General features: G+C 71.6%; 20 protein-coding genes. 9 read left to right on the top strand and 11 right to left on the bottom strand.

All coding sequences use genetic code 11. The features are described 5' to 3' along the window. Positions 1-14: 14 nt before the first annotated feature. The 3 genes from P3T37_RS21675 to P3T37_RS21665 all read right to left on the bottom strand — a co-directional run bounded on the left by P3T37_RS21675 (position 15) and on the right by P3T37_RS21665 (position 3,811). Positions 15-854: a GNAT family N-acetyltransferase gene (locus P3T37_RS21675; protein ID WP_280725426.1), complete on the bottom strand. Its 840-nt coding sequence runs from the start codon at positions 852-854 to the stop codon at positions 15-17. Between the two features lie 49 nt (positions 855-903). Next, a complete protein-coding gene (locus P3T37_RS21670) occupies positions 904-2,952 on the bottom strand; it encodes a thioredoxin domain-containing protein (RefSeq protein ID WP_280725425.1) in 2,049 nt (682 codons plus the stop codon). Between the two features lie 76 nt (positions 2,953-3,028). Next, the gene (locus P3T37_RS21665) at positions 3,029-3,811 is read right to left on the bottom strand and encodes a GntR family transcriptional regulator (protein WP_280725424.1); all 783 of its coding nucleotides are present in this window, start codon (positions 3,809-3,811) and stop codon (positions 3,029-3,031) included. A 259-nt stretch (positions 3,812-4,070) separates the two neighbouring features. On the opposite strand from P3T37_RS21665, the gene P3T37_RS21660 reads away from it, so the two are divergent. Then, positions 4,071-6,461 (top strand): alkaline phosphatase family protein, encoded by a 2,391-nt coding sequence (locus P3T37_RS21660; RefSeq protein ID WP_280725423.1) that lies wholly within the window; start codon positions 4,071-4,073, stop codon positions 6,459-6,461. 150 nt (positions 6,462-6,611) lie between these two features. Here P3T37_RS21660 and P3T37_RS21655 read toward each other — a convergent pair whose 3' ends face one another. Both P3T37_RS21655 and P3T37_RS21650 read right to left on the bottom strand, forming a co-directional pair. Continuing rightward, positions 6,612-8,999: an ABC transporter permease gene (locus P3T37_RS21655; RefSeq protein WP_280725422.1), complete on the bottom strand. Its 2,388-nt coding sequence runs from the start codon at positions 8,997-8,999 to the stop codon at positions 6,612-6,614. After that, positions 8,996-9,691 (bottom strand): ABC transporter ATP-binding protein, encoded by a 696-nt coding sequence (locus tag P3T37_RS21650; RefSeq protein WP_280725421.1) that lies wholly within the window; start codon positions 9,689-9,691, stop codon positions 8,996-8,998. Before P3T37_RS21650 ends, P3T37_RS21655 begins: the two co-directional genes overlap by 4 nt. Positions 9,692-9,926: 235 nt before the next feature. Here P3T37_RS21650 and P3T37_RS21645 point away from each other — a divergent pair, with 235 nt between their 5' ends. The 4 genes from P3T37_RS21645 to P3T37_RS21630 all read left to right on the top strand — a co-directional run bounded on the left by P3T37_RS21645 (position 9,927) and on the right by P3T37_RS21630 (position 14,385). After that, entirely contained in the window at positions 9,927-11,240 is a 1,314-nt protein-coding gene (locus P3T37_RS21645; protein WP_280725420.1) for a histidine kinase, read from the top strand. Beyond that, positions 11,237-11,938, top strand: coding sequence for a response regulator transcription factor (locus tag P3T37_RS21640; RefSeq protein ID WP_280725419.1), 702 nt, complete (start codon positions 11,237-11,239; stop codon positions 11,936-11,938). The genes P3T37_RS21645 and P3T37_RS21640 overlap by 4 nt, the downstream gene beginning before the upstream one ends. A 162-nt stretch (positions 11,939-12,100) precedes the next feature. Beyond that, positions 12,101-13,432: a glycoside hydrolase family 18 protein gene (locus tag P3T37_RS21635; protein WP_280725418.1), complete on the top strand. Its 1,332-nt coding sequence runs from the start codon at positions 12,101-12,103 to the stop codon at positions 13,430-13,432. Positions 13,433-13,533: 101 nt separating this feature from the next. Further along, positions 13,534-14,385 (top strand): maleylpyruvate isomerase N-terminal domain-containing protein, encoded by an 852-nt coding sequence (locus P3T37_RS21630; RefSeq protein ID WP_280725417.1) that lies wholly within the window; start codon positions 13,534-13,536, stop codon positions 14,383-14,385. Between the two features lie 153 nt (positions 14,386-14,538). On the opposite strand, the gene P3T37_RS21625 is transcribed toward P3T37_RS21630, so the two are convergent. Beyond that, a complete protein-coding gene (locus P3T37_RS21625) occupies positions 14,539-14,892 on the bottom strand; it encodes a helix-turn-helix domain-containing protein (RefSeq protein ID WP_280725416.1) in 354 nt (117 codons plus the stop codon). A gap of 153 nt (positions 14,893-15,045) precedes the next feature. On the opposite strand from P3T37_RS21625, the gene P3T37_RS21620 reads away from it, so the two are divergent. Together P3T37_RS21620 and P3T37_RS21615 are read left to right on the top strand one after the other, a co-directional pair. Continuing rightward, a complete protein-coding gene (locus tag P3T37_RS21620) occupies positions 15,046-16,470 on the top strand; it encodes an MFS transporter (protein ID WP_280725415.1) in 1,425 nt (474 codons plus the stop codon). 113 nt (positions 16,471-16,583) lie between these two features. After that, positions 16,584-17,297, top strand: coding sequence for an SDR family oxidoreductase (locus P3T37_RS21615; protein WP_280725414.1), 714 nt, complete (start codon positions 16,584-16,586; stop codon positions 17,295-17,297). 53 nt (positions 17,298-17,350) lie between these two features. Here the strand turns inward: P3T37_RS21615 and P3T37_RS21610 are convergent, their stop codons facing one another. Both P3T37_RS21610 and mca read right to left on the bottom strand, forming a co-directional pair. Then, the gene (locus P3T37_RS21610) at positions 17,351-17,545 is read right to left on the bottom strand and encodes a hypothetical protein (RefSeq protein WP_035798381.1); all 195 of its coding nucleotides are present in this window, start codon (positions 17,543-17,545) and stop codon (positions 17,351-17,353) included. A 79-nt stretch (positions 17,546-17,624) separates the two neighbouring features. Further along, a complete protein-coding gene (gene mca / locus P3T37_RS21605; RefSeq protein ID WP_280725413.1) occupies positions 17,625-18,521 on the bottom strand; it encodes a mycothiol conjugate amidase Mca in 897 nt (298 codons plus the stop codon). A 120-nt stretch (positions 18,522-18,641) separates the two neighbouring features. Here mca and P3T37_RS21600 point away from each other — a divergent pair, with 120 nt between their 5' ends. Further along, positions 18,642-19,058, top strand: coding sequence for a DUF4307 domain-containing protein (locus tag P3T37_RS21600; RefSeq protein WP_280725412.1), 417 nt, complete (start codon positions 18,642-18,644; stop codon positions 19,056-19,058). 217 nt (positions 19,059-19,275) lie between these two features. After that, on the top strand, positions 19,276-19,776 hold the full coding sequence (gene greA / locus P3T37_RS21595; protein ID WP_280725411.1) for a transcription elongation factor GreA: 501 nt from the start codon (positions 19,276-19,278) through the stop codon (positions 19,774-19,776). A gap of 110 nt (positions 19,777-19,886) precedes the next feature. On the opposite strand, the gene P3T37_RS21590 is transcribed toward greA, so the two are convergent. The 3 genes from P3T37_RS21590 to ilvA form a co-directional block, all read right to left on the bottom strand. Continuing rightward, complete coding sequence (locus P3T37_RS21590; RefSeq protein ID WP_280725409.1) at positions 19,887-20,750, bottom strand: ABC transporter permease; 864 nt, start codon at positions 20,748-20,750, stop codon at positions 19,887-19,889. 1 nt (position 20,751) lies between these two features. Continuing rightward, positions 20,752-21,792, bottom strand: a complete 1,041-nt coding sequence (locus P3T37_RS21585; protein WP_280725408.1) for an ATP-binding cassette domain-containing protein — start codon at positions 21,790-21,792, stop codon at positions 20,752-20,754. 136 nt (positions 21,793-21,928) lie between these two features. Next, complete coding sequence (gene ilvA / locus P3T37_RS21580; RefSeq protein ID WP_280725407.1) at positions 21,929-23,140, bottom strand: threonine ammonia-lyase; 1,212 nt, start codon at positions 23,138-23,140, stop codon at positions 21,929-21,931. Between the last annotated feature and the right edge of the window lie 130 nt (positions 23,141-23,270).

Genomic DNA, 23,270 nt, shown 5'->3' with positions numbered 1-23,270 from the left:
CGACTGCCGTTCCGTCAGGCGGTGAACTCCAGCTCCGCCGTCCGGCCCACCGGGAGGTAACCGAGCCGACGGTAGACGGAGTTGGAGGTCGGGTTGGCGAGGTCGGCGTGCAGCAGCACGTCGTCCGCACCGCGGGCCAGGCCCTCGATCGAGACACCTGCGGTGACGGCGCCCCCGTAGCCGCGGCCGCGCAGGTCCGGCGGCGTGTAGACCGGACCGATCCGGACCATGCCCGCCAGTAGTGAGGACACTCCGCCCAGCGCGACCGGCCGTCCGCCGTCCTCCCAGAAGTGGACGGCGCCCTCCGCGAGCCGCCGCTCGGCCATCCGTGCCGCGTCCGGCATCGCCGAGCCCACCTCGGCGTCGAAGGCCTTGAACCAGTCCGTCGCCAGGGCGCGGTCGGCCGGGTCGGACGCGTCGGCCGGGCGGAGCCGTCCGGAGACCTGCGGCACCGCCAGCGTGCCCAGCCGGTACAGGCACATCCGCTGCCGCACCCTGACGCCCCCGCCGGTCGCCCGGACCCAGGCCTCGGCGAAGGGCTCGGTCGCCGCCGCGTCACCGGACACCCCGGTCAGCGGCTCCCCCGCGAGCCGGGCCGCCAGCTCGACCGCCGCCTGCGGCGGCATCAGGCCCAGCTGCATCGGCTGTGGTCGCGTCTGGACGAAGGCCCCCTGCACCGGTCCGCCCTCGGCGGGCCGCCACCAGCCGAAGCGCGGGGCCGGGGCGTCGTCCGTCGCGTTGCTGAGCCGGTGCGCGATGGTCAGCAACACGGTGTTCCGCACCGGGTGTTCGGCGAGAAAGCCGCTCGCCGCCGCGGTGTACTCGGCCAGGGACTCGCTCAGCATCCAGGTCATGCGCCTGATCCTGTCCCACCCACCGCCCCGCGTGCAGCCCAATATTGCGCTATTCGACGAGCCGGGCGCCGACCTTCCGCGCCAGCTCCGCCGCGTCCGCCGTCGGCGCCTCGCAGGTGAAGTGCCGGCAGACGTACGCCGCCGGGGCGCCGCCCAGCAGCGGGCGGTCGGCGAGCAGCGGCACGGCGGTCGAGGCGGCCGGGTCGCCCAGCGCGACCACCGCGCCGGGGGCGGTGGCGAGCAGCGCCGTGCGGTGCAGCGCGGCCGTCCGGGGGTCACCGGCCGGGCCGACCACCGCCACCTCACGCGGGCCGTCCGCCAGCGCCTCGGCGGCGGCCAGACCCCAGCCGATGAACCGCGACGCCTTCGCCGCCAGCGCGCCGACCACGCCCAACGCCCTTTCCGCGGCGGTGCGGTGGCGCTCGGAGCCGGTGTACGCGGCGTACGTCAGCAGCGCCTGCGCGGCGGCCGTCCAGCCGGAGGGGGTCGCGTTGTCCGTCGGGTCCTGCGGCCGGCGGATCAACTCCTCGGCGTCGTCGGCCGTGTCGTACAGCGAGCCGGACGCCTCGTCGGTGAAGTGGCCGATCACGGTGTCGAGCAGGCCGCCGGCGAGGTCGAGCCAGGCGTCGTCGCCGGTCACCGCGTACAGCGCGAGGAAGCCCTCGGCGGTGTCCGCGTAGTCCTCCAGGACGCCGGCGTTGGCGCCGGGACGGCCGTCGCGCGAGGTCCGCAGCAACCGGCCCTCGGCGGTCAGGTGGACCGAGAGCAGCAGGTCGGCGGCCCGGGCGGCGGCCTCCACCAGGTCGGGACGCTCCAGCAGCGCGCCGGTCTCGGCCAGCGCCGCGATGGCCAGTCCGTTCCAGGCGGCCACCACCTTGTCGTCGCGCGCGGGTGCGGGGCGCTCGGCGCGGGCGGCGAGCAGCCGGGCGCGGATCCGCCGGTACGCCTCGTCGTTCTCGGGCTCCTGGAGCAGTTGCAGCACCGAGGCACCCTCCTCGAAGGTCCCCTCCTTCGTCACGCTGAACAGTTCGGCGGCCAGGGCGCCGTCCTGCTCGCCCAGCACCTCGGCCAACTGCCCGGGCGTCCAGGCGTAGTAGGCCCCCTCGGCCGACTTCCCGGTCGCCGGGTCCAGGCTGTCCGCGTCCAGCGCGGAGGCGAACCCGCCTTCGGGAGTGCGCAGTTCGGCCAGCAGGAAGTCCGCGCTCTCCAACGCGATCCGGCGCGCCTGCGGGTCGCCGGTGGCCCGCCACAGGTGCAGGTAGACCCGGATCAGCAGCGCGTTGTCGTACAGCATCTTCTCGAAGTGCGGCACGATCCACTCGGCGTCCACCGAGTAGCGCGCGAAGCCGCCGCCGAGCTGGTCGTAGATCCCGCCGCGGGCCATCGCGTCGCACGTCCGCGTCACCATCGCCAGGGCGCTCTTCTCCCCCGTGCGGGCGTGGTGGCGCAGCAGGAACTCCAGCACCATGGACGGCGGGAACTTGGGCGCTCCGCCGAAGCCGCCGCGCACCGGGTCGAAGCTGCGTGCGAGCGCCGCCGCCGCCTGGTCCAGGTCGGCCCCGGCCGGCGGGTGCATCCCCGCGCCCGCGCTGTACACCGAGGCCCGCTCCGCCAGATCGGCCCGAATCCGGGCCGCCACCTCCCCGACCTCGTCCCGCCGCTCCAGCCAGGCCGCCGACACACCCTCCAGCACCTGCCGGAACGCCGGCATCCCGTGCCGGGGCTCGGGCGGGAAGTACGTCCCGAAGTAGAACGGATCCCGCTCGGGCGTCAGGAACACCGTCATCGGCCACCCACCCTGCCCGGTCGCCGCCTGCACCGCCTCCATGTACACGGCATCAACGTCCGGCCGCTCCTCGCGGTCCACCTTCACCGCGACGAACTGCTCGTTCAGGTACTCGGCGACACCGGAGTCCTCAAAGGACTCATGCGCCATCACATGACACCAGTGACACGCCGCGTAGCCGACACTCAGCAGCACCGGCACCCCCCGGCGCTCGGCCTCGGCAAAAGCCTCGGGCCCCCAGGGCCACCAGTCCACCGGGTTGTCGGCGTGCTGGAGCAGGTACGGAGAGGTGGCGTCACCGAGTCGGTTCACATGGTCAGCCTCTCACGTCGGACACCGTCGAACGGTGACCCACCGCGACCAGGTGTCGAGGTGCCCTGCGCAGGCTCTAGTCCTGTTCCGGGGTCAGTCGGGTGGTGAAGCTGAAGCGGTCGCCGCGGTAGAGGGATCGGACGCACTCGATGGGGCTGCCGTCGCGATCGCGGGAGACGCGGTTCATCAGCAGCATGGGCAGGGCCGGGCTGGTGCCGATCAGCTGTACCTCGCGGGGGGAGGCGAGGACGGTCTCGATGCGCTCGTCCGCTTCGGCGAACTGCACTCCGGCCGCGCGCAGGAACGCGTAGAGGGAGGTGGCCGGGTCGAAGTGGGTGGCGAGGGTCGGGAAGCGCTGCACCGGGAGGTAGGTGCTCTCCACGCCGATCCGCTCGTCGTCGGCGAGCAGCAGGCGTTCGAGGTGCACCACGGCGGCGGCGACCGGGATCTGGAGGAGTTCGGCGAGGTCGGGCCCGGCCGGGAGCTGTTCGAGGGTGAGCAACTGGCGGCCGGGGCGCCGGCCCTGCCTGCGGACGCCTTCGGTGTAGCTGGCGAGGATGAGCGGCTGGACGAACTTGGGGCCCGCGACGACGGTCGAGCGGCCGCGGCGCTGGAGCCTGCCCTCCAGGCGCAGCTCCCTGATGGCCTGGCGCACGGTCATCCGGGAGACGCCGAAGCGCTCGGCCAGATCCCGTTCGGTGGGCACCGCGGCGCCTTCGCTCAGGGTGTCCAGGACTGTTGAGATCTTGTGCTTCACCTGGAAGTACTTGGGCGGTTCGCCGTGGTCGGGCAGGCCCTCGCGGGCGGCCCGCAGCGCGGCGGACGGTGGGGCGCTGGCCTCGGCCGGGCGTGTGGTCACTCCGTCAACGGTAGCCGAGGCGGGTCCCCGGGATGCCGTGCGGCGGGGCCCGGCCCCGGGTGCGCGGGACGGCGTTCGCCCAGCCGTCGTCTGCCGGGCAGATCCCGTCCGCGCGCCGTCCGCCCGCCACCGCGATCCTCTACGCAATTGGGCTAGCCCAATTGTACGTACGGACGCCCTGTGGTTCGGATCCCGCATCCCTCGGAGGAACTCGATGTACGGCAGGCTCAGATCAACCAGTCCTTGGACAAGCCGGGCGGTGGCGGCCGTGCTGCTGGGCGCGGCGCTCTCCACCCCGGCCGTCGTCCCGGCCGCCGCCGCAACCAGCAGCGCCAACCTCCTGCTCAACTCCGGCGCGGAGACCTCGCAGTGCAGCCCCGGCGGCTGGGAGGAGACCACCCTGCCGGGCTGGCAGATCACCTCCGGCGACCCGGTGATCAACTGCTACAACGCGACGAACGGCGCCAACACGAGCACCCCCGGCTCCCCGACCAAGGGCACCGCGTACTTCCAGGGCGGTTCGCGCGGCTCCTCGGAGATGACGCAGAGCACCGACGTCTCCTCGGCGGCCTCGGCGATCGACGCGGGCGGTGTGCACTCCACCCTCTCCGGCTGGCTCGGTGGCGTCGGCAGCTACAACGACGCCGCCGCAGTGAAGATCACCTACCTCGACGCATCCGGCACCTCGCTCGGCACCTCGTCCATCGGGCCGGTGCTGGCCGCCGACCGCTCGAACACCACTGAGTTCCTGCAGCGCAGCGCCACCGCCACGGTTCCGGTCGGCACCCGCTCGGTCCTGACGGCGGTCGACTTCACCATGACCGGGACGCAGAACGACGGGATGGCCGACGACCTCTCGCTGACCCTCGACACCGCGGCCACCGCCCCGACCCTGGCCGTCCCCGCCTCGACAGTGCCCGGGTACGACCACGTCTTCGTCGTCATGATGGAGAACAACAACTACTCCGCGACCTCGAACACCGTCGACGGCGGCGCCGGAGTCATCGGCAACTCCGCCGCCCCGTACGTCAACAACACGCTGCTCCCGATGGGCTCGTTGCTGACGAACTACCACGCCAACACGCACAGTTCCGACCCGAACTACGAGGCGATCGCGTTCGGCAACTCCTTCGGGCGCAGCAGCAAGAGCTCTCCCGGGGCCGACTGCATCACCAATCCGGCCTGTGCCGCGACGAACAACGGCCTGAACGACAACCTCGACGCGGCCGGCAAGAGCTGGAAGCAGTACGTCCAGAGCCAGACCAGCAACTGCCAGACCACCAGCAGCGGCAACTACGAGAACGACGACGTGCCGTTCTACTACGACCCCAAGATGCAGAGCGACAACGCCTACTGCCAGGCGCACTGGCAGCCGCTGCCGCAGCTGCTCAACACCGACCTGGCCTCCACGGCCACCACCCCTGCGTTCGTCTGGGCCGACGCCGACTCCTGCTCCGACATGGAGGGCTGCGGCATCGCTTCCGGGGACACCTGGCTGAGCCAGACGCTTCCCACGCTGTTCCAGTCCCCCGCGTGGACCCAGCAGAAGTCGCTGCTCGTCCTCACCTGGGACGAGGACGGCGCCAACTCCCCCGGCGGCTTCGGTCCCGGTCAGACCAACCAGGTCGCCACCGTCCTCATCGGATCGCAGGGCACGGTCAAGGCCGGGTACCAGGACGCGAACCGGTACGACCACTACAGCACCGCCCGGGTCATCGAGAGTGCTCTCGGGCTGAGCACGACGATGACCAACAACGACAAGTGGGCCACTCCGTACAACGAGGTGTTCACGGGGAGCAGTACCGGCGGTAACACCGTCACCCTCGCCAACCCCGGCGCGCAGACCTCAACCGTCGGCACCGCGATCAGCCCGCTGCAGATCCAGGCCTCGGACTCGGACGGCGGCCAGACCCTGACGTACGCCGGCACCGGACTGCCCGCCGGCCTCGCGATCGACGCGGGCACCGGTCAGATCACCGGCACTCCGACCGCCGCGGGGACCTCCACCGCGACCCTCACCGCCACCGACACCACCGGCGCGATCGGCAGCGCATCCTTCAGCTGGACCGTCGGCTCCGGCACGGGATCCACGTACTCGGTCCCGATCGTCAACCCCGATGCCGAGAGCGGGAGTTGCCAATCCTCCATGGGCACCGGAACCCCGGCCCAGGGCTGGACGCTGACCAACTCGCCGCAGCAGGTCTGCTACGGCGCGTCCGGCGGCTTCCCGACCTCCGCGCAGGGACCGACGTCCCCGGCGTCCCCGGGCAACGCGTTCTTCGACGGCGGGAGCAGCGCCAGCGCCTCGATGACCCAGACCGACAGCGTCGCGGCCGAGTCCAGCCGAATCGCCGCCGGAAACCTCCCGTACACCCTGTCCGCCTGGATCGGCGGTTACTCGAGCCAGGGGGACAACGCCGGAGTTGTCGCCACGTTCCTCAGCTCCTCGGGCGGGTCGCTCGGCACCGCCACCCTGGCCCCCGTCACCGCGGCCCAGCGCGGCAACCAGACCGAGCTCCTCTACGAATCGGTCACCGGCACCGTGCCCACCGGCACCGCCTCGGTAAAGTTCACCGTGAACTTCACGCGCCAGGTGGGCACCGGCGACGACGGCTACGTCGACGACATCGCCATGAACTTCACCGGCTGACCTGCACCGGCTGACCTCGCGAGCTGACGTCGCCGGCTGACCGCACCGGCTGGCGATCGACACGGCCGGCGCGAGCGGCGGGGCTGATCCGATCTCTCGGCAGCCCCGCCGCTCGCGCCGCACGCCCATAGCGGTCCGCTATCGGCCCGGTCACTCCGTGCGCAGCGCCGTGGCTGTCCGGGCCTTGGCCGCCCAGCCGGCCGGGAGCAGCGCCCCGCACACCGCGATCGACACCCCGCCCACCGCGAGCAGTACCAACTCCACTACCCCGTACACATTCTGGACCTGCGCCGGGGTTCCGCTGCCGGCCGCCCGCATCACCAGCGGGATGACGAAGTCGTGCAGCGCGAGCCCGACCGGCACGCCGACCGCTCCGCCGACCAACCCTGCCCCGGCGACCGAGGTCAGCACCTGGGTGACGGTCTGCCCCGGCGTCATCCCGATGGCCTTGCAGACGCCCAGGTCATGGACCCGCTCCCGGGTGTCGAGGACCACCGAGTTGAGCACCCCGAGCCCGGCGACGGAGACCAGCATCAGGGTGAGCAGCACGGCCATCGCGTCGAAGGCGACGACGGTGGGGTTGAGGTGCCCCGCCTGGGTGGCATCGACATGGGCGCTGGTCGACTGCAGTGCCGCCCTGAGCCCGTTGACGTAGCCGGCCACCGAGGTACCGGGCTTGAGCGTCACGTCGTAGAAGTCGGGGTGCAGCGTGGGTTGGGCGGCGGCGAGGGTGGCCATGTCGGTGTTGATGACGAGCCCGGCGTTTCCGGGGTCGAAGTCCTCGCCCACGATCCGCGCCGGCACCTGCACCCCCTGGTCGACCAGGGTGATGCTGTCGCCCACCTTGTGTCCTGTGGTGTCCAGGAAGTGCGTCGGCACCACCACCTCGCCGGGGCCGTTGAACCAGCGGCCGGATATCAGGGCGAAGGCCTCCACGCTGGAGTGCCCCTGGTAGAGCCGCACCCGGATCGCACCGGTGCCGCCGGCGACGGTGACGACGCCCTGGCTCTGCCCGATGGCGTCCGCCGTGCCCGGCTGGGACTGGATCACGGCGAGCGTCTTGGCGGGGTCGGCGGCGCCGCCACCGCTCTTGGATGCCGGGCTCCCCGGATCGCCGGGGGAGGCGAGGAAGACCGAGACCGGGATGCTCTGGCCGGGCTCCCGTGCCGTGGTCACCGCGCTTGCGGAGGAGGTGAGTCCGATGGCGAAGGTCGCCGCCGTGGTGCCGAACAGCACCGCGGCCAGCAACGCCGCCGAGCGGACCGGACGGGCGAAGGGCGAGGCGAGCCCGAGGGTCACGGCCCTGGGCAGTGGCAGCCGGGCGGCGAGCCGCTGGGCCCACTGGCCGCGCCCGCTGCGGGGCGCGCGGCCGACCGCGAGCGCCTCGATGGTGCGCAGCCTGCCGGCCCGCAGCGCAGGCACCAGCGCCGCCAGGGCGACCACGCCGAGCGCCGCGCCGGGCACCGCCAGGTCGATCCACCAGGGCACCCCCGGCGACCCGCCGCCGTACATCTGCCCGGCGTCGCCCATCAGAGGCATCGCCAGCAGATTGCCGAGGACCACTCCGACGACCGCCCCGACAGCCGAGGGAACCAGTGCCTGGGCCAGATAGGCGCGGACGACCTGCCCCGGTGTCAATCCGATGGCCTTGAGGATGCCGATCCTGCGGATCTGCGCGCCGACGGCCCCGCTCACCACACTGGCGATGATGATCACGGACATCAGCAGGCCCAGCACGCCGAACGCCGTCATCACCGGGACGAACAGCGCCGTGTTCTCGTCGGCTGCCAGCTTCACGTCGAGATAGGACTGCGCTCCCACGATCGCGCCCGCCGGCAGCGCGGCGGCGACGGCATCCCGGTCGGCGTTGAGCTCGGCCGTGGTGGTGGCGGTGCTGAATCGGTAGAGCATCTGGGCGGTAGCGGGAGTTCCCGGCGCCCGTAGTGCGGTGATCTCTGCCGGGACGACCCAGCCGTCGGCGCTGTCGGTGATCGAGGAGGCCAGGCCGACGATGGTCAGGGTGGGGCTGTCGGCGGCGGGGGAGATCTTCAGGGTGCCGCCGAGCGTGGTGTCGGGGCCGACCGAGTTCGCGTCCGTCGAGAGCACGATCTCGCCCGGCGCGGTCGCCCAGCGCCCGGAGCGCAACACGATGTCATCCACGCCGCCGGTGGGGGCGGACCTGCCGACCACCGTCTGCGACTGCTGCATGTCGAGCCCTCCCGGGCCCGGCGGGTCGATCTGCGCCGTCTGGTAGGGGCCCGAACTCGCGGTGACCTGCGGCAGGTGCCCGGTGGCGGCGATCCGGTCGGCCCCGGTGGCGCTCTCGTCGATCTGTGCGGTGAGCTGCGCGCCGTGCTGCTGCGCGAACGCGGCATCGAACGGCGCCGACGCGCTCACCATCAGCGCCCCGGCGACGACGGCGGAGGCTACCGCCATCAGCACGGACAGCGTCATCACGATGGTCTGCACCCGCCGCCGGCCGACCCGGCCCAGTCTGATCCGGGGGCCGGCGGTGGAGTTCCCGCGGAACACGCTCATCGCACGACCTCCGCGTTCCTGCGGTCCACCGCGATGTTCCCGTCGACCAGTTGGACGGTGCGCTCGGCGCAGGACTCGGCGAGCGCCAGATCATGGGTGACCAGGACCACGGTCTGCCCGCTGCGGTGCAGGTCGACCAGCAGCTGCCGCACCTCGTTCCCTGACGCGGTGTCGAGTGCGCCGGTGGGCTCGTCCGCCAGCAGCAGCGCCGGACGGTTGATCAGCGCCCTGGCGACGGCGACCCGCTGCCGCTCGCCACCGGACAGCCGCCCCGGATAGGCGCGGCCGTGCTTGGCGATGCCCAGGACCTCCATCAGCTCGGCCGCCCGCTCCATCGCCCGACCCCGGGCCGAACCGGCGAGTTGGGCCGGAAGCAGGATGTTGTCGACGACGGTCAGATCGTCCAGCAGGTTGAAGAACTGGAAGACCATCCCGATCCGCTCCCGGCGGAACCGCGCCAGTGCCTTCTCGCCCAGGCCGTCGATCCGCAGACCGCCGACCGAGACCCGGCCCTCGCCCGGCTTGTCCAGGCCCGCCACCAGGTTCAGCAGCGTCGACTTGCCGCTGCCGGACGGGCCGGTGATCGCGACGGCCTCCCCCTCGGCGACGGTCAGGGAGAGCGGCCCCAGTGCGGGGGCGCCGGCGCTGTCGTACTGCTTGACCACGCCTTCCAGTTCGATCACATTCCCCATCGGAGGGTCCGTCCTTGTCCTCGTCGCTGCACTGCCGCGGCTTGTTCCCGGCCTCAACGAAGCTACGAGGAGGGCGGGGTGGCCCGCGTCGGCCGTCGAATGGACCTTTCGTCGGCCGAGCGGACGAGCGCACCGAAGGGTCATCCCTGCGATGTACTCCGCTCGGCGTCGAAGACGGCGAAGAGGGATATGGAGGCGGATGCGCGAGGCTTCGGGCCGCCCGGAGAATGGCGCCATGGACAGACGGGAAGGGCGCGACTGGCGCCGAGAGGTACGCGAAGTGTTCCGCCCGGAGGGGCAGTCGGCCGGACTGACCAGCCGGTCGCTGTGGATCGACACGGCGTTCGCGGTGCTGGTGACGGTCGTGGTGCTGCTCTCCATGCGCCACAGCGTGATCGCCTGGCAGGGCACCGGGCCGGTGCCGCCTGCCTCCGGCATGCCGCCGGTACCGACCGGCCCCGCCGAGTTTCCCGGACCGGTGAACCCGGTGCCGCCTGATGCCAAGGACTACGCCGTCGCCGCCCTGGCGGCCCTGACCCTGGCAGCACGGCGGAGGTTCCCCCTCGCCACCTTCTGGGTGGTGCTGATCGCGGCCCGCGTCGACTTCTTCCTGCCGACCTTCATCACCGTGCTGACCTGCTGCATCGCCATCTGCGCCGCGGTGCTCCACAGCCGCAACACGGTCCCGGTGATGGGCAGTTTCGCCCTGGGCGCCCTGCTGGTCACCTCGACCTTCCAGAACGCCGGGCAGGGCCAACGGGAGCTCCTGGTGATCCTGCTGATCCTCGGCATGCTCGGCAGTGCGGCGCGGTTCTGGCAGCTGCGCCTGGACGCCACCCGGCAGCGTTTCGCCGAGTTGGAGGAGGAACGGGACGCCGCGATGCGCCGGGCCGTGGAGGAGGAGCGCTCGAGGATCGCGAGCGAGCTGCACGATGTGGTCACCCACAACGTGAGCGTGATGGTCATTCAGGCCGGGGCCGCCCGCACGGTACTGGACAGCTCGCCGGAGCTGGCCAAGGAGGCCATGCTCGCCGTCGAAGCCGGCGGCCGCGCCGCGATGGCCGAACTGCGCCATGTGATGGGCCTGCTGGCAGTCTCGGGGACGGGCCCGGGCAGAGAGACGGCCAGCGGTCTCCCGTCCTCCGACGAGCTCGAACCGCAGCCCGGTCTCGGCCAGCTCACCGCCCTGGTGCAGCGGGTGCGCGCCGCCGGGCTGCCCGCCACCGTCTCCATATCGTGCCCGCCCGGGCCCATGCTCCCCGGCGTCGACCTGACGGCCTATCGGGTCGTCCAGGAGGCCCTGACGAACACCATCAAGCATGCCGTCGGGGCCGAGTCCACCATTACCATCGACCATGACGACCAGTGGCTGACCGTCGAGGTCGTCGACACCGGCGGCACCCCCGGGGTCCAGTCCCTGTCCGGCAACAGCCGCGGCCTGATCGGCCTGCGCGAACGCCTGACCGTCTACGGCGGGACTCTGGACGCCGGGCGTACGATCGGCGGCGGTTACCGGCTGAAGGCCCGAATCCCCTGGAGCACCCCGTGACTCAACCACCCCTGCGCGCCGTCATCGCCGACGACCAGGCGCTGGTCCGCACCGGTTTCCGGATGATCCTCGCCGCCGACGGCATCGAGGTCGTCGCCGAGGCCGTGAACGGCGCGGAGGCCGTCGCCGCCGTCCGACGCACCCGACCCGACGTGGTGCTGATGGACATCCGGATGCCCGAACTGGACGGCCTTGAGGCCACCCGACAGATCATGGCGGGCGGCGCGAACGGCGCGGACCACGCGGACGCCACCAAGGTCCTCATCCTCACCACCTACGACCTGGACCACTACGTCTACGCGGCCCTCACCGCCGGCGCCAGCGGCTTCCTGCTCAAGGACGTCACCCCCGAACACCTGGTGGCCTCGGTCCGCCTGGTCCGCTCCGGCGACGCCCTGCTCGCCCCCACCATCACCCGCCGTCTGATCGAGCGCTTCGCCCCACGCGACGAGGCCAAGTCCACCGTGCACCGCGACCTCTCCGAGCTGACACCCCGTGAACTGGAGGTACTGCGCCTGCTGGCCACCGGCCTCAGCAACGCCGAGCTGGCCGACCGGCTCACCCTCAGCGCGACGACGGTGAAGACCCACGTGGCCCGCATCCTCTCCAAACTCGGCCTGCGCGACCGAGTCCAAGCCGTCGTCCTCGCCTACGAGACCGGCCTGATCTCCCCCGGCGCCCCCTCCGACCGCGGATAGCCACTCGCCGAACGTGCGGGGGCCATTGACCCCGGCGGCGGTGGACTATACCTTCCCTCTCATTGGTCTATGCCAATGACGAGCTCCCGCGCCTCCGCACGCCTGGCGAACGCCAATTCCCCTACCGTCGCTCCTGTTTGCGGCACCCGCCGAGGAGAGTTCATGCCCGCGATCCGCTCCACCTCCGCCCGCAGAGCCGGCCTCACCGCCGCCGCCCTGGCCTGCGCCCTCACCCTGCTGGGCGCCGTGTCCGCCGGCGCCGTCGCCGCCACGCCCGATCACACAGGTGGTGGATCGAGCGGCAGCCAGAAGGAGTTGACCGGCTACTTCACCCAGTGGGGCATCTACTCCGGCTTCATGGAGAAGAACCTGGTCACCAGTGGCGAGATGAAGCACCTCACCGAGCTGGACTACGGTTTCAGCGCCGTCTCGGCGGACGGCCTGTGCAGCAGCGGCGACAGCTGGGCCGACTACCAGCGCCCCTTCAGTGCGACCGAGTCGGTCAACGGCCAGGCGGACCAGCCCGGCCAGGCGCTGCTGGGCAACCTCAACCAGCTGCGGGAACTCAAGGCCGCGTACCCCAAGTTGAAGATCGTGATGTCGATCGGCGGGTGGTCCTGGTCCGGGCACTTCTCCCAGCTGGCAGCCACCGCGGCGGGCCGGCAGCAGTTCGTCGCCTCCTGCCTGGACCAGTACGTCACGGGCAACCTGCCCGGCCTGCCCGCAGGCGCCGCGGCCGGCATCTTCGACGGGTTCGCGGTCGACTGGGAGTACCCGGGCGAGCCCGGCAACGGCAACCCGTACGGTCCGCAGGACACCCCGGACTACACCGCCCTGATGCAGGAGTTCCGCCACCAGTTGGACCAGGCGGGCCGGCCGACCGGGCGGCACTACCTGCTCACCGCCAACACCTCCGCCAACCCGGACTTCGCCGACAAGCTGGAACTGCCCGAGCTCGCCCGGGTGGTCGACTGGTTCAACGTCATGACCTTCGACTACCACGGGAGTTGGGAGCCACCCGGCCCGACCGACCTCGCCTCGGCGCTGTTCCAGGACCCACGCGACCCGAACCCGGCGAACAAGCAGTACAGCGTGGACCAGGCGGTCAAGTACTACGAGGGCCATGGCGTCCGAGCCGGCCAGATCGGCCTGGCCGTCCCGTACTACGCCCATGAGTGGACCGGCGTCACCGCCGGACCGAACGGTGACGGGCTGTTCCAGAGCGCGGCGGCGGGAGTTGCCACCACGCCGGGCTACAACCAGGTGGTCACCGCCCCGGGCAAGACCTACTGGGACCCGCTGGCCGCCGAGCCGTACAAGTACGACGCGGCCAGCGGCAATTTCTACACCTACGACAGCCCGGCCTCGGTCTGGATCAAGGGCCAGTACATCCGCGAGCAGGGCCTGCGCGGCACCTTCGTCTGGTCCATGGACGAGGACACCGCGGACGGCAGCCTGACAGCAGCCCTGGGCGAGAGCCTGAACGGACACTGAGCCTGCGACGGGCGACTTTCCTGTTACCGGCGGGTAGACAGGCGCTCCCCCCGCTTCTAGGCTCTGCCCACGCCGCCGGCAGCCGCCCCTGGGAGACCCGCATGGACCAGAGTGATCGCACGGCAGCTCGCCTGGCGCTGACCGAGGCCGGCGCCAGGCTGGTGACCCTGCTCCGGCAGAGCGCCCCGAACGCCGCGGTGGTCGACTCGCAGTGGCGGGTAGCCGACGTGGCATCCCATCTCGCCTATGTCTTCCAGGGGTTCACCGCCGCAGCGGCCGGCACCAGCGGCGAGTTCGCGCACTACGTGCCGGACGAGCCGGACTTCCACGAGCGACTGGCCGCCGTCAACGCGACGCTGGTCCAGGAGCTCGCCGACAGCGCCGGCGACCGCCAGCTACCCGTCGCCGTCGACACCATCGAGCAGGGCCTCGCCGCCTTCCTGGCCGCCACCGCGGACCTCGATCCGGACGCCGCGCTGGCCACCCCCTGGTACGGCCCGGGCGTGACCCGGACGCCGGACACCCTGACCGCGCTGGCGCTGGGCGAGCTGCTCGTGCACGGCCTGGACGTCGCCCGCACCACCGGGACCCGCTGGCCGATAGCGCGGGCCGACGCCACCCTGGTGGCCCGCGAGGTCTTCGCCCGGATGCTGCCACTCATGCTCACCGACGCCGGACGCGGCGCGACCATCTCGTACCGGATCAGCTGGCGCGGCGCGGCACGCGGCACGCCCGACCTCGTCCTCAGGCTCGACGCCGGCACCGTGACCGCCGGCCCGGCCGTCGCCGACGAGCGGGTCGACTGCGTGATCTGGGCGGACCCGGTGGCCTTCCTGCTGATCGGCTACGGCCGGGCCGCGACCTGGCGCGAGATCCTGAAGGGCCGCATCCTCTCCTGGGGCCGCCGCCCGCTGGCCGGCACTCGGCTCCCGGCCCTCTTCTGCCGACCCTGAGCACCCGGCACCGTGAGCGCCTGACACCCTGAGCGCCCGACACCCCGGGCCGCCGCCGCACGGCGTACGGCGTACGACGGCGACACACCCCCGGGCGTTTCCAGATCTCGGCCAGACCTCGACGGCCTCAACCAGACCTCGGCCAGACCTCGACTAGACCTCGACGTCCTGGGCCCGCAGAACGGCGTCCAGCAGCCCGGGGAAGCGCGCGTCGAACTCCGCTCTGCGCAACCGGTTGAACCTCCGCGGCCCGGCATCACGCTGCTCGATCAGCCCCGCGGCACGCAGCACCGCGAAGTGGTGGCTCAGCGCGGCCTTGCGGACCGGGACGTCGAAGCTGCCGCACGAGCGCTCCCACTCCTGCGCCGAGGCCACCTCGCGGATCAAGGTGAGCCGGACCGGGTCAGCCAGCGCGGCGAGCGCCGCCTCCAGCGTGACCTCGGCCAGCGCGGCGTGCTCGGGCGGGGTCCGGTGCCGCGGCGTCGCGGCGGGTGGGTCGATGGGCATGTCGGCCTCCCTGGTGGCGGATTACTCGATCTTCATTGATAAGTGTTCGATGGTTGCCATACACTCAAAACTGTTCGCGACTCATCGAACAGTCTACCCCGGGGGGACCACACCACCATGCCTCAAAACGAACTCCCGCTCATAAACCGGAAGTTGACGCTGCTTGCCGCGTGCCTCGGCTTCGTGGTCGTGATCCTGGACGTGAGCGTCGTCAACGTGGCAACCGACGCGCTGCGCCGCGACCTCGGTGGCAGCATCTCCGGCCTGGAGTGGGTGATCAACGGCTACACCCTCACCTTCGCCGCCTTCCTGCTCACCGCCGGCGCCTTCGGCGATCGCTTCGACCTGCGGCGGATCTTCCAGCTCGGCTTCGCCCTCTTCGCGCTGGCCTCCTTCGCCTGCGGCGCCTCGGACACCCTGGTGATGCTGATCGCCGCCCGGATCGTGCAGGGCGTCGGCGCGGCGCTGATCGTGCCGTCCTCACTGGCGCTGGTCAACCGGGCCTTCCCGGACCCGGCGGAGCGCGGCCGGGCGGTCAGCCTCTGGGCCGCGGCCGGCGGCCTCTCGCTCGCGCTCGGCCCGGTGGTCGGCGGCGTGCTGATCTCGCAGCTCGGCTGGCAGTCGATCTTCTTCGTCAACGTGCCGCTCGCGGCGGCCGGCATCTGGCTGATCGGCGCCAACGCCCCGCAGGCCGAACCCCGGACCGGACCGGCCCGCTCCTTCGACCTGCCCGGCCAGTTCCTCGCGGTGGTCGGCCTCGGCTCGCTCACCGCCGCCGTCATCGAGGCCAACGGCCTCGGCTGGTCGGCGCCGCTGGTCCTGGCCTGCTTCGCACTGTTCGTGCTCGCGGTGGCGGGCTTCGTCGTGGTCGAGGGGCGCAGCGCCGACCCGATGCTGCCGCTGGCGCTCTTCCGCAGCCGGGCGTTCACGGCCTCCTCGCTGATCGGCGTTTCCGTCAACTTCTCCTTCTACGGCCTGATCTTCGTGTTCAGCCTCTTCTTCCAGTCCGTCTGGCACTACTCACCGATCCGGGCCGGCCTCGCATTCCTGCCGATGACCGCGACGATCATGGCGGCGAACCTCCTCTCGGGCCGTCTGGCGCGGCGCCACGGAGCACGGCCCGTCCTGATCGCCGGAAGCCTGCTGGCCGCCCTGGGTTACCTCGCGATGCTGCCGGCCGTCGGCACCGGTAGCTACCTCTCCATCGCGCTCCAACTGCTGCTCGCCGGAGCCGGGATCGGCCTCGTGGTGCCGGCCATGACCAACGCCATGCTGTCGGCGGTCGACCCGGGGAACGTCGGCATCGCCTCCGGCGTGCTGAACGCCTCGCGCCAGCTCGGCGGGCTGATCGGCGTCGCGATGACGGGGTTGCTGGTCGGCCACGCCACCGGGGGCGGCTTCCTGACCGGCCTGCGGTACGCGCTCGTCGCGGCGGCCGCCGTGCTGGCGCTCGGCGCCCTGCTGAGCGCCGTCGGAATCCAGCGAGCCCGCCGTCCCGTCCACCCCGCCCAGCCCCACCCCGCTCAGCCCCACCCCGCCCCGCTGGACACCAACTCCGCGGCACTGCCTGCGAACTGACCAGCGGCCAGCGAACCACCCCGCCCCACCCATGGGCTCGCATAGGCTGACCCGGCCGGCGGAGAACCGAGATCACCGCGCCGGCCGCGCCCGACAGTTGAGGAGTGAGTGCCGTGCACACGTTCGAAGGACAGCGGGTCCTGGTGGTCGGAGGAACCTCCGGCGTGGGCCTGGCGACAGCGGCCGGATTCGCCGCGGCGGGCGCGGAGGTCACCGTAGTCTCGCGCTCCCAGCAGAAGATCGACGAGGCACTGAAGTCGCTCGGGGACCGGGCGCAGGGCCGCACCCTGGACATCCGCGACGACGAGCAGGTCGAGCACTTCCTCGAAGCGGCGGGCACGTTCGACCACGTGGTGGTCTCGGCCGCGGTGACCCCCGCGGGCCGCGCCGACACCCTGCCGCTGGCCGACGCCTACGCCGCGATGGACAGCAAGTTCTGGGGCGCCTACCGGATCAGCCGCCGGGTCTCGATCCGTCCGACCGGCTCACTGACCCTGGTCTCGGGCTACCTCTCGGTCCGTCCGGGCCGGGCCTCAGCCCTGCAGAGCGCCATCAACGCGGCGCTGGAGGCGCTGGCCCGCGCGCTGGCCCTGGAGTTCGCCCCGGTCAGGGTCAACGCGGTCTCGCCCGGCCTGCTGGACACCCCGATCTGGGACGGGCTGCCCGAGGCGAACCGGCAGAGCATGTTCGAGGCCGCCGTCCAGAAGCTGCCCGTGCGACGGGTCGGGCAGCCCGAGGACGTCGCCGAGGCGATCCTCTACCTGGCCCGCAGTGCCCACAGCACCGGCACGACGCTCTTCGTCGACGGCGGTGGCTCGATCGCCTGACCCGCTCGCAGTCGACGCGCACCACCACGCAGTCGACGCGCACCACCAGAGGGCTACTCCTTGGGCGCTTCGGGCTCCTCGACGAAGTCGACGCGCTTCATCTGCCGGTTCATCGACTTCAACAGGAACCAGGTGGCCACGCCGAGCGCGGCGAAGACGACGAAACCCAGCAGGCCGGGCGTCACCTTGTCGTTGTTGTCCAGCACCGCGGTGGCGGCGAGGTGGGTCAGGTTCGCGGAGGTGCTCATCCCCCCATGGTGACCCGGCTCCATTCGAGCCGGGTCACCGGGGGGTGCGTGTCGCGCGCGATCCGAAGCCGGGCGAGCGCTACTTGGCGCTCTCCCCCGCCAGGCTGCTCGCGCGCAGCCCTGCGAACAGGTCGTCCTCCGGCAGGTCGGTGTCGACCAGCGAACGGGCGAGCTCGTAGTCCTCGGTCGGCCAGACCTCGCGCTGAACGTCCAGCGGCACGCGGAACCACGGGCCGTCCGGGTCGATCTGGGTGGCGTGCGCGATCAGCGCCCGGTCCCGGGTCTCGAACCAGTCGGCGGCGTGCACCCGCGTGGTGATCTCGCGGTCCTTGCGCCCGCTCTTCTCCCAGCCGGCGATCCACTCGCCGTAGGGCGAGTCGAAGCCGTGCTCGGTGAGGTACGCGTGCAGGGCGCGGATCCGGCCCATCGGGAAGCCGTGGTTGTAGTACAGCTTCAGCGGCTGCCAGGGCTCACCCGCTTCGGGGTAGGCGTCCGGGTCACCGGCGGCGTCGAAGGCCCGCATGGTGATCTTGTGGGTCATGATGTGGTCGGGGTGCGGGTAGCCACCGTTCTCGTCGTAGGTGGTGATCACCTGGGGCTTGAACTCGCGGATCAGCCGGACCAGCGGCTCGGCCGCCGTCTCGACGTCCAGCAGGGCGAAGCAGCCCTCCGGGAGCGGGGGAAGCGGGTCGCCCTCGGGCAGCCCGGAGTCGACGAACCCCAGCCAGGCCTGCTCGACCCCGAGGATCTCGCGGGCCGCGTCCATCTCCTTGCTCCGCACCTCGTGGATGTTCTCCTCGATGTACGGGTCCCCCTGGAGCTTGGGGTTGAGCACAGAGCCGCGCTCCCCGCCGGTGCAGGTCGCAACCAGCACCTCCACGCCCTGGGCGACATACATGGCCATGGTGGCCGCACCCTTGCTGGACTCGTCGTCCGGGTGCGCGTGCACCGCCATCAGCCGCAACTGCTCAGTCAACGCCTGGTTCCTTCCGGGAATGTCCGGCTCAGCATCGTTCCCCCTATAGTGACGGACTGGAGGACCCGAGCATTCCCGCGCACCACCCCGAGGGCCTTCCGGGAAGGACTGATTCCAGCCATGAACGGCACCACGACGGCCCCGGCCGGCGTCCCCGAGGGCCGGTACGGCAGCCGCGGGGACCGCGAGGCCGACCGCAGGCTCAAAGTCGTCGGCGCGGTTCTCGGCGTCCTGGCCCTCGCCCTGATCGCCTGGCTGGGCGGCACCTACCTGCTCCAGCAGTCGAAGCTGAACGGCACCGTGGTCGCCTTCCAGGTGGTCTCGGACAGCCAGGTGCAGGTCCAGCTCTCGGTCAACAAGGACTCGGGGACCGGCGGGATCTGCACCATCCGCTCGCAGTCCCCGGACGGCACCGTGGTCGGCCAGACCGATGTGGCGATCCCGACCCACGGCACCACGTTCGAGCAGGTCGCGACGATCCGGACCACCGCCCGCGGCACCACGGGCGAGCTACTGAGTTGTACGCCGACGAAGTAACCCGTCCTGATGGACCGCAGGCCCCCGTCACGAGCCGCAGAACCGTACGCCCCGGCAAACGGAGCGACAACGCCACGTCAACGGCTCTCCCGTCCGTGACCGGAGATTGTTAGGCTCGTGGTTTGGCCCCGCCACACCCCGCCACACCCCGAACCACCGCGCACCACTTCTGCTGACGACAACCCTCAGCACCGCCCAGCACCGACGAGGAGCACCTGTGACCCAGACCAGCGAAAACGTGACCTGGCTCACTCAGTCCGGCTACGACAAGCTCAAGGCCGAGCTGGAGTACCTGACGGGTCCCTGGCGCGTCGAGATCGCCCAGAAGATCGAGGCGGCGCGCGAAGAGGGTGACCTGAAGGAGAACGCCGGCTACCACGCCGCCAAGGAGGAGCAGGGCAAGCAGGAGCTGCGCATCCGCCAGCTCAACCAGCTCCTGGAGCGCGCCAAGGTCGGCGAGGCCCCCGAGGACTCCGGCGTGGTCGCCCCGGGCATGGTCGTCACCGTCGCCTTCGGCGGCGACCCGGACGACACCATGTCCTTCCTGCTCGGCTCGCGCGAGGTGGCCGGCGTCGACGAGCTGGACGTCTACTCGCCGCAGTCGCCGCTCGGCCGCGCCATCGACGGCAAGAAGATCGGCGACGACGCGTCGTACGAGCTGCCGAACGGCAAGAAGGCCGGCGTGCGGATCCTCGAGGTCAAGCCGCACGCGGGCTGAGCCCCGTACGCATCGAACAGCCCCGGACCTCAGGGAGGTCCGGGGCTGTTCCACGTCTTGTCCCACCGCGGAGCGGCCCCGTGTTATCCGACCGCGGAGCGGCCCCCGTGTTATCCGACCGCGGAGCGGTACTTGCGCACCGACAGCCAGGAGAACACCGCCAGGATCACCAGCGACCAGCCGATCGACACGACGACCGCGTGCTGCATCGGCCAGGAGGAGTCCACCGGCCCGATCTGGTTGCCGAACAGGTTGCGGCAGGCCTGCACCGTCGCGCTGAACGGGTTCCAGTACGCGATCGGTCGCAGCCAGTGCGGCATGCTGCTGATCGGCACGAAGGCGTTGGAGATGAACGTCAGCGGGAAGAGCCAGATCAGCCCGGCCGAGGTGGCCGCCTCGGGGCTGCGCACCGAGAGGCCGATCAGCGCGCCGATCCAGGAGAACGCGTAGCCGAGCAGCAGGAGCAGCGCGAAGGCCCCCAGCATCTTGGGGAACCCGTTGTGGATCCGCCAGCCCACGGCGAGGGCGACGAGTGCCAGCACCAGCAGGGTGAACGCGGTCTGCACCAGGTCCGCCAGGGTCCGCCCGACCAGCACCGCGGAACGGGTCATCGGCAGCGACCGGAACCGGTCCACCAGGCCCTTGGTCATGTCCTCCGCGATGCCCGCCGAGGCGCCCGCCACCGCGAAGGTGACGGTCTGCGCGAAGATGCCGGCCATCAGGAACTGGGTGTAGATCGACGAGCTGGCCCCGGCCATCGGGATCTGGATGGCCCCGCCCATCACGTACGAGAAGAGCAGCACGAACATCACCGGCTGCATCAGCCCGAAGACCACGATCTCGGGGATCCGGGTCATCCGCCGCAGATTGCGCTTGGCGACCACCCAGGAGTCGTGCAGGATCGCGGCGACCCCGTGGCGCTGGCGCGGGACCGCGCCGCCGATGGCGTGCTCGGTGGCAGTGGACGTGGTCATCTCAGGCCTCCGTTCCGGTGTCGGCGGCCTTGCCGTGGCCCTTGCCGTGGCCCTTGTCATTGCCCTGGCTGTTCTCGTCGCCGTTCTCGTCGCCGTTCTCGGCCGCGGTGACGTGCCCGGTCAGCGACAGGAAGACGTCGTCGAGGGTGGGCCGGCGCAGGCCGATGTCGTCGATCTCGATGCCGCGCCCGTCCAGCTCGCGGATCACGTCGGCGAGCACCTTGGCGCCGCCGGTGACCGGGACGGTGATCTTGCGGGTGTTCTTCTCCACGCTGGGATCGCCCACCGCGTAGACCTTGAGCGCCTCGACGGCGGTGGCGATCAGCTCGCGGTCGTGCACCACGACCTCCACCCGCTCGCCGCCGATCTGCGCCTTGAGCTGGTCGGCGGTGCCGCGCGCGATCACCCTGCCGTGGTCGACCACGGCGATGTCGTTCGCGAGCCGGTCGGCCTCCTCCAGGTACTGGGTGGTCAGCAGCAGCGTGGTGCCCTGCTCGACCAGCGTCTCGATGACCTCCCACAGGCCCAGCCGGTTGCGCGGGTCGAGACCGGTGGTCGGCTCGTCCAGGAACATCACGGGCGGCCGGACGACCAGCGCGGCCGCCAGGTCGAGTCGGCGCCGCATGCCGCCGGAGTACGTCTTGGCGGTGCGGTCGGCGGCCTCGCTGAGGTTGAACCACTCCAGCAGCTCGCGCGCCCGGGCCTTCGCGTCCCGCACGCTCATCTGGTAGAGCTCGCCGACCATCTGGAGGTTCTCACGGCCCGTCAGATACTCGTCCACGGCCGCGTACTGGCCGGACAGGCCGATCAGGCTGCGGACCCGGTTCGGGTGCTTGAGCACGTCCACCCCGGCCACCACGGCACGGCCGGAGTCCGGGCGCAGCAGGGTCGTCAGGATCCGGACGGTGGTGGTCTTGCCGGCGCCGTTCGGGCCGAGCAGGCCGAGCACCGTCCCCTCCGGCACGTCGAGGCTGACGCCGTCGAGGGCCCGTACGTCACCGAACGTCTTGACCAGGTTCTCGGCTTGGATGGCTGGCGCCATGGGCCTGCCTCATCTCCCTCGGGGTCGAAAGTGGACACGTCCACTCTGGCCCGGCACCCGGACCACAGCGAGCCGAACACTAGAGAGACGCGATATATCGCGTCAAGCGGTTTTCGACATCCCGCACATCCCCGTGTCAGCGCGACACGACGTACCCGGCATCGCCCAACTCCCCCACCACCGCGAGGCAGTGCTCCGGACCCTTGGTCTCCAGATGCAGGTCGACCTCCACCTCGGAGAGGCCGAGCCGGGGGTCGGTGCGCACGTGCGCGACGTCCAGCACGTTGGCGTCCACCGAGGAGAGCACGCCCAGCAGGGTGGCCAGCGCGCCCGGCCGGTCGGTGAGCCGCACCCGCAGCGAGAGGTAGCGGCCGGCCGCCGCCAGGCCGTGCCGCAGCACCCGCTGCATCAGCTGCGGGTCGATGTTGCCGCCGGAGAGCACCGCCACCACCGGGCCCTCGAAGCTGTCCGGCTGCTCCAGCAGTGCCGCGATGGGGCTCGCTCCGGCTGGTTCGACCACCAGCTTCAGCCGTTCCAGGCCGAGCAGCAGCGCCCGCGAGAGCGACTCCTCGGAGACCGTGCGGACGCCGTCCGCGAGCGTGTTGATCAGCTCGAACGGGATGTCGCCGGGTCGGCCGACCATGATCCCGTCGGCCATCGTGTGGAACGAGGGCAGCGTCACCGGGCGGCCCACCGCCAGCGAGGGCGGGTACGCGGCGGCGGCCGCCGCCTGCACGCCGATCACCCGGATGTCCGGCCGCACCGCCTTGATCGCCACCGCGATCCCCGCCAGCAGCCCGCCGCCGCCCACCCCGGCCAGGATGGTGCGCACCTCCGGGCACTGCTCCAGGATCTCCAGGCCCACGGTGGCCTGGCCGGTGATGATGTCCTGGTGGTCGAAGGGGTGGATGAAGACCGCCCCGCTCGTCTCGGCGTAGCGCTGCGCGGCGTCCAGTGCCTCGTCCACCGTCGTCCCGTGCAGCCGCACCTCCGCGCCGTAGTCGCGGGTCGCCGCGACCTTGGGCAGCGGCGCGGTGCGCGGCATGAAGACGGTGGAGTGCACCCCCAGCAGCGAGGCCGCCAGCGCGACCCCCTGCGCGTGGTTCCCGGCGCTGGCCGCGACCACGCCGCCGGCCCGCTGCACCGGCGAGAGCCCGGCGATCCGCACGTACGCGCCGCGCAGCTTGAACGAGCCGGTGCGCTGCAGGTTCTCGCACTTCAGGTGGACGGGCGAGCCGACCAGCGCGGAGAGGTGGCGGCTGCTCTCCATCGGAGTGACCCGGGCGACCCCGGCGAGCATCTTGTGGGCACCGCGCACGTCGTCCACGGTGATCGGCCAGCTCTGCATACGGCCAGCCTAGAGCCGTGGGGGGGGGGGGGGGGGGCGGCCCCCCCCCCCCCCCCCCCCCCCCCCCCCCCCCAACCCCCCCCCCCCCCCCCCCCCCCCCCCCCCCCCCCCCCCCCCCCCCCCCCCCCCC

The organism is Kitasatospora sp. MAA4, from assembly GCF_029893355.1.
In the GTDB taxonomy this organism is placed as follows: Bacteria; Actinomycetota; Actinomycetes; order Streptomycetales; family Streptomycetaceae; genus Kitasatospora.
Note: the sequence above shows the minus strand (reverse complement) of the source record. Positions and strands in the feature narration are given on the sequence as shown.

What these genes read in the sequence shown, in the direction of transcription:
- P3T37_RS21675 (WP_280725426.1), bottom strand. Translation starts at nt 854, where the DNA reads ATGACCTGGATGCTGAGCGAGTCCCTGGCCGAGTACACCGCGGCGGCG.
- P3T37_RS21655 (WP_280725422.1), bottom strand. Translation starts at nt 8,999, where the DNA reads ATGAGCGTGTTCCGCGGGAACTCCACCGCCGGCCCCCGGATCAGACTG.
- P3T37_RS21650 (WP_280725421.1), bottom strand. Translation starts at nt 9,691, where the DNA reads ATGGGGAATGTGATCGAACTGGAAGGCGTGGTCAAGCAGTACGACAGC.
- P3T37_RS21645 (WP_280725420.1), top strand. Translation starts at nt 9,927, where the DNA reads ATGGACAGACGGGAAGGGCGCGACTGGCGCCGAGAGGTACGCGAAGTG.
- P3T37_RS21635 (WP_280725418.1), top strand. Translation starts at nt 12,101, where the DNA reads ATGCCCGCGATCCGCTCCACCTCCGCCCGCAGAGCCGGCCTCACCGCC.
- P3T37_RS21630 (WP_280725417.1), top strand. Translation starts at nt 13,534, where the DNA reads ATGGACCAGAGTGATCGCACGGCAGCTCGCCTGGCGCTGACCGAGGCC.
- P3T37_RS21625 (WP_280725416.1), bottom strand. Translation starts at nt 14,892, where the DNA reads ATGCCCATCGACCCACCCGCCGCGACGCCGCGGCACCGGACCCCGCCC.
- P3T37_RS21610 (WP_035798381.1), bottom strand. Translation starts at nt 17,545, where the DNA reads ATGAGCACCTCCGCGAACCTGACCCACCTCGCCGCCACCGCGGTGCTG.
- P3T37_RS21600 (WP_280725412.1), top strand. Translation starts at nt 18,642, where the DNA reads ATGAACGGCACCACGACGGCCCCGGCCGGCGTCCCCGAGGGCCGGTAC.
- P3T37_RS21590 (WP_280725409.1), bottom strand. Translation starts at nt 20,750, where the DNA reads ATGACCACGTCCACTGCCACCGAGCACGCCATCGGCGGCGCGGTCCCG.
- P3T37_RS21585 (WP_280725408.1), bottom strand. Translation starts at nt 21,792, where the DNA reads ATGGCGCCAGCCATCCAAGCCGAGAACCTGGTCAAGACGTTCGGTGAC.
- ilvA (WP_280725407.1), bottom strand. Translation starts at nt 23,140, where the DNA reads ATGCAGAGCTGGCCGATCACCGTGGACGACGTGCGCGGTGCCCACAAG.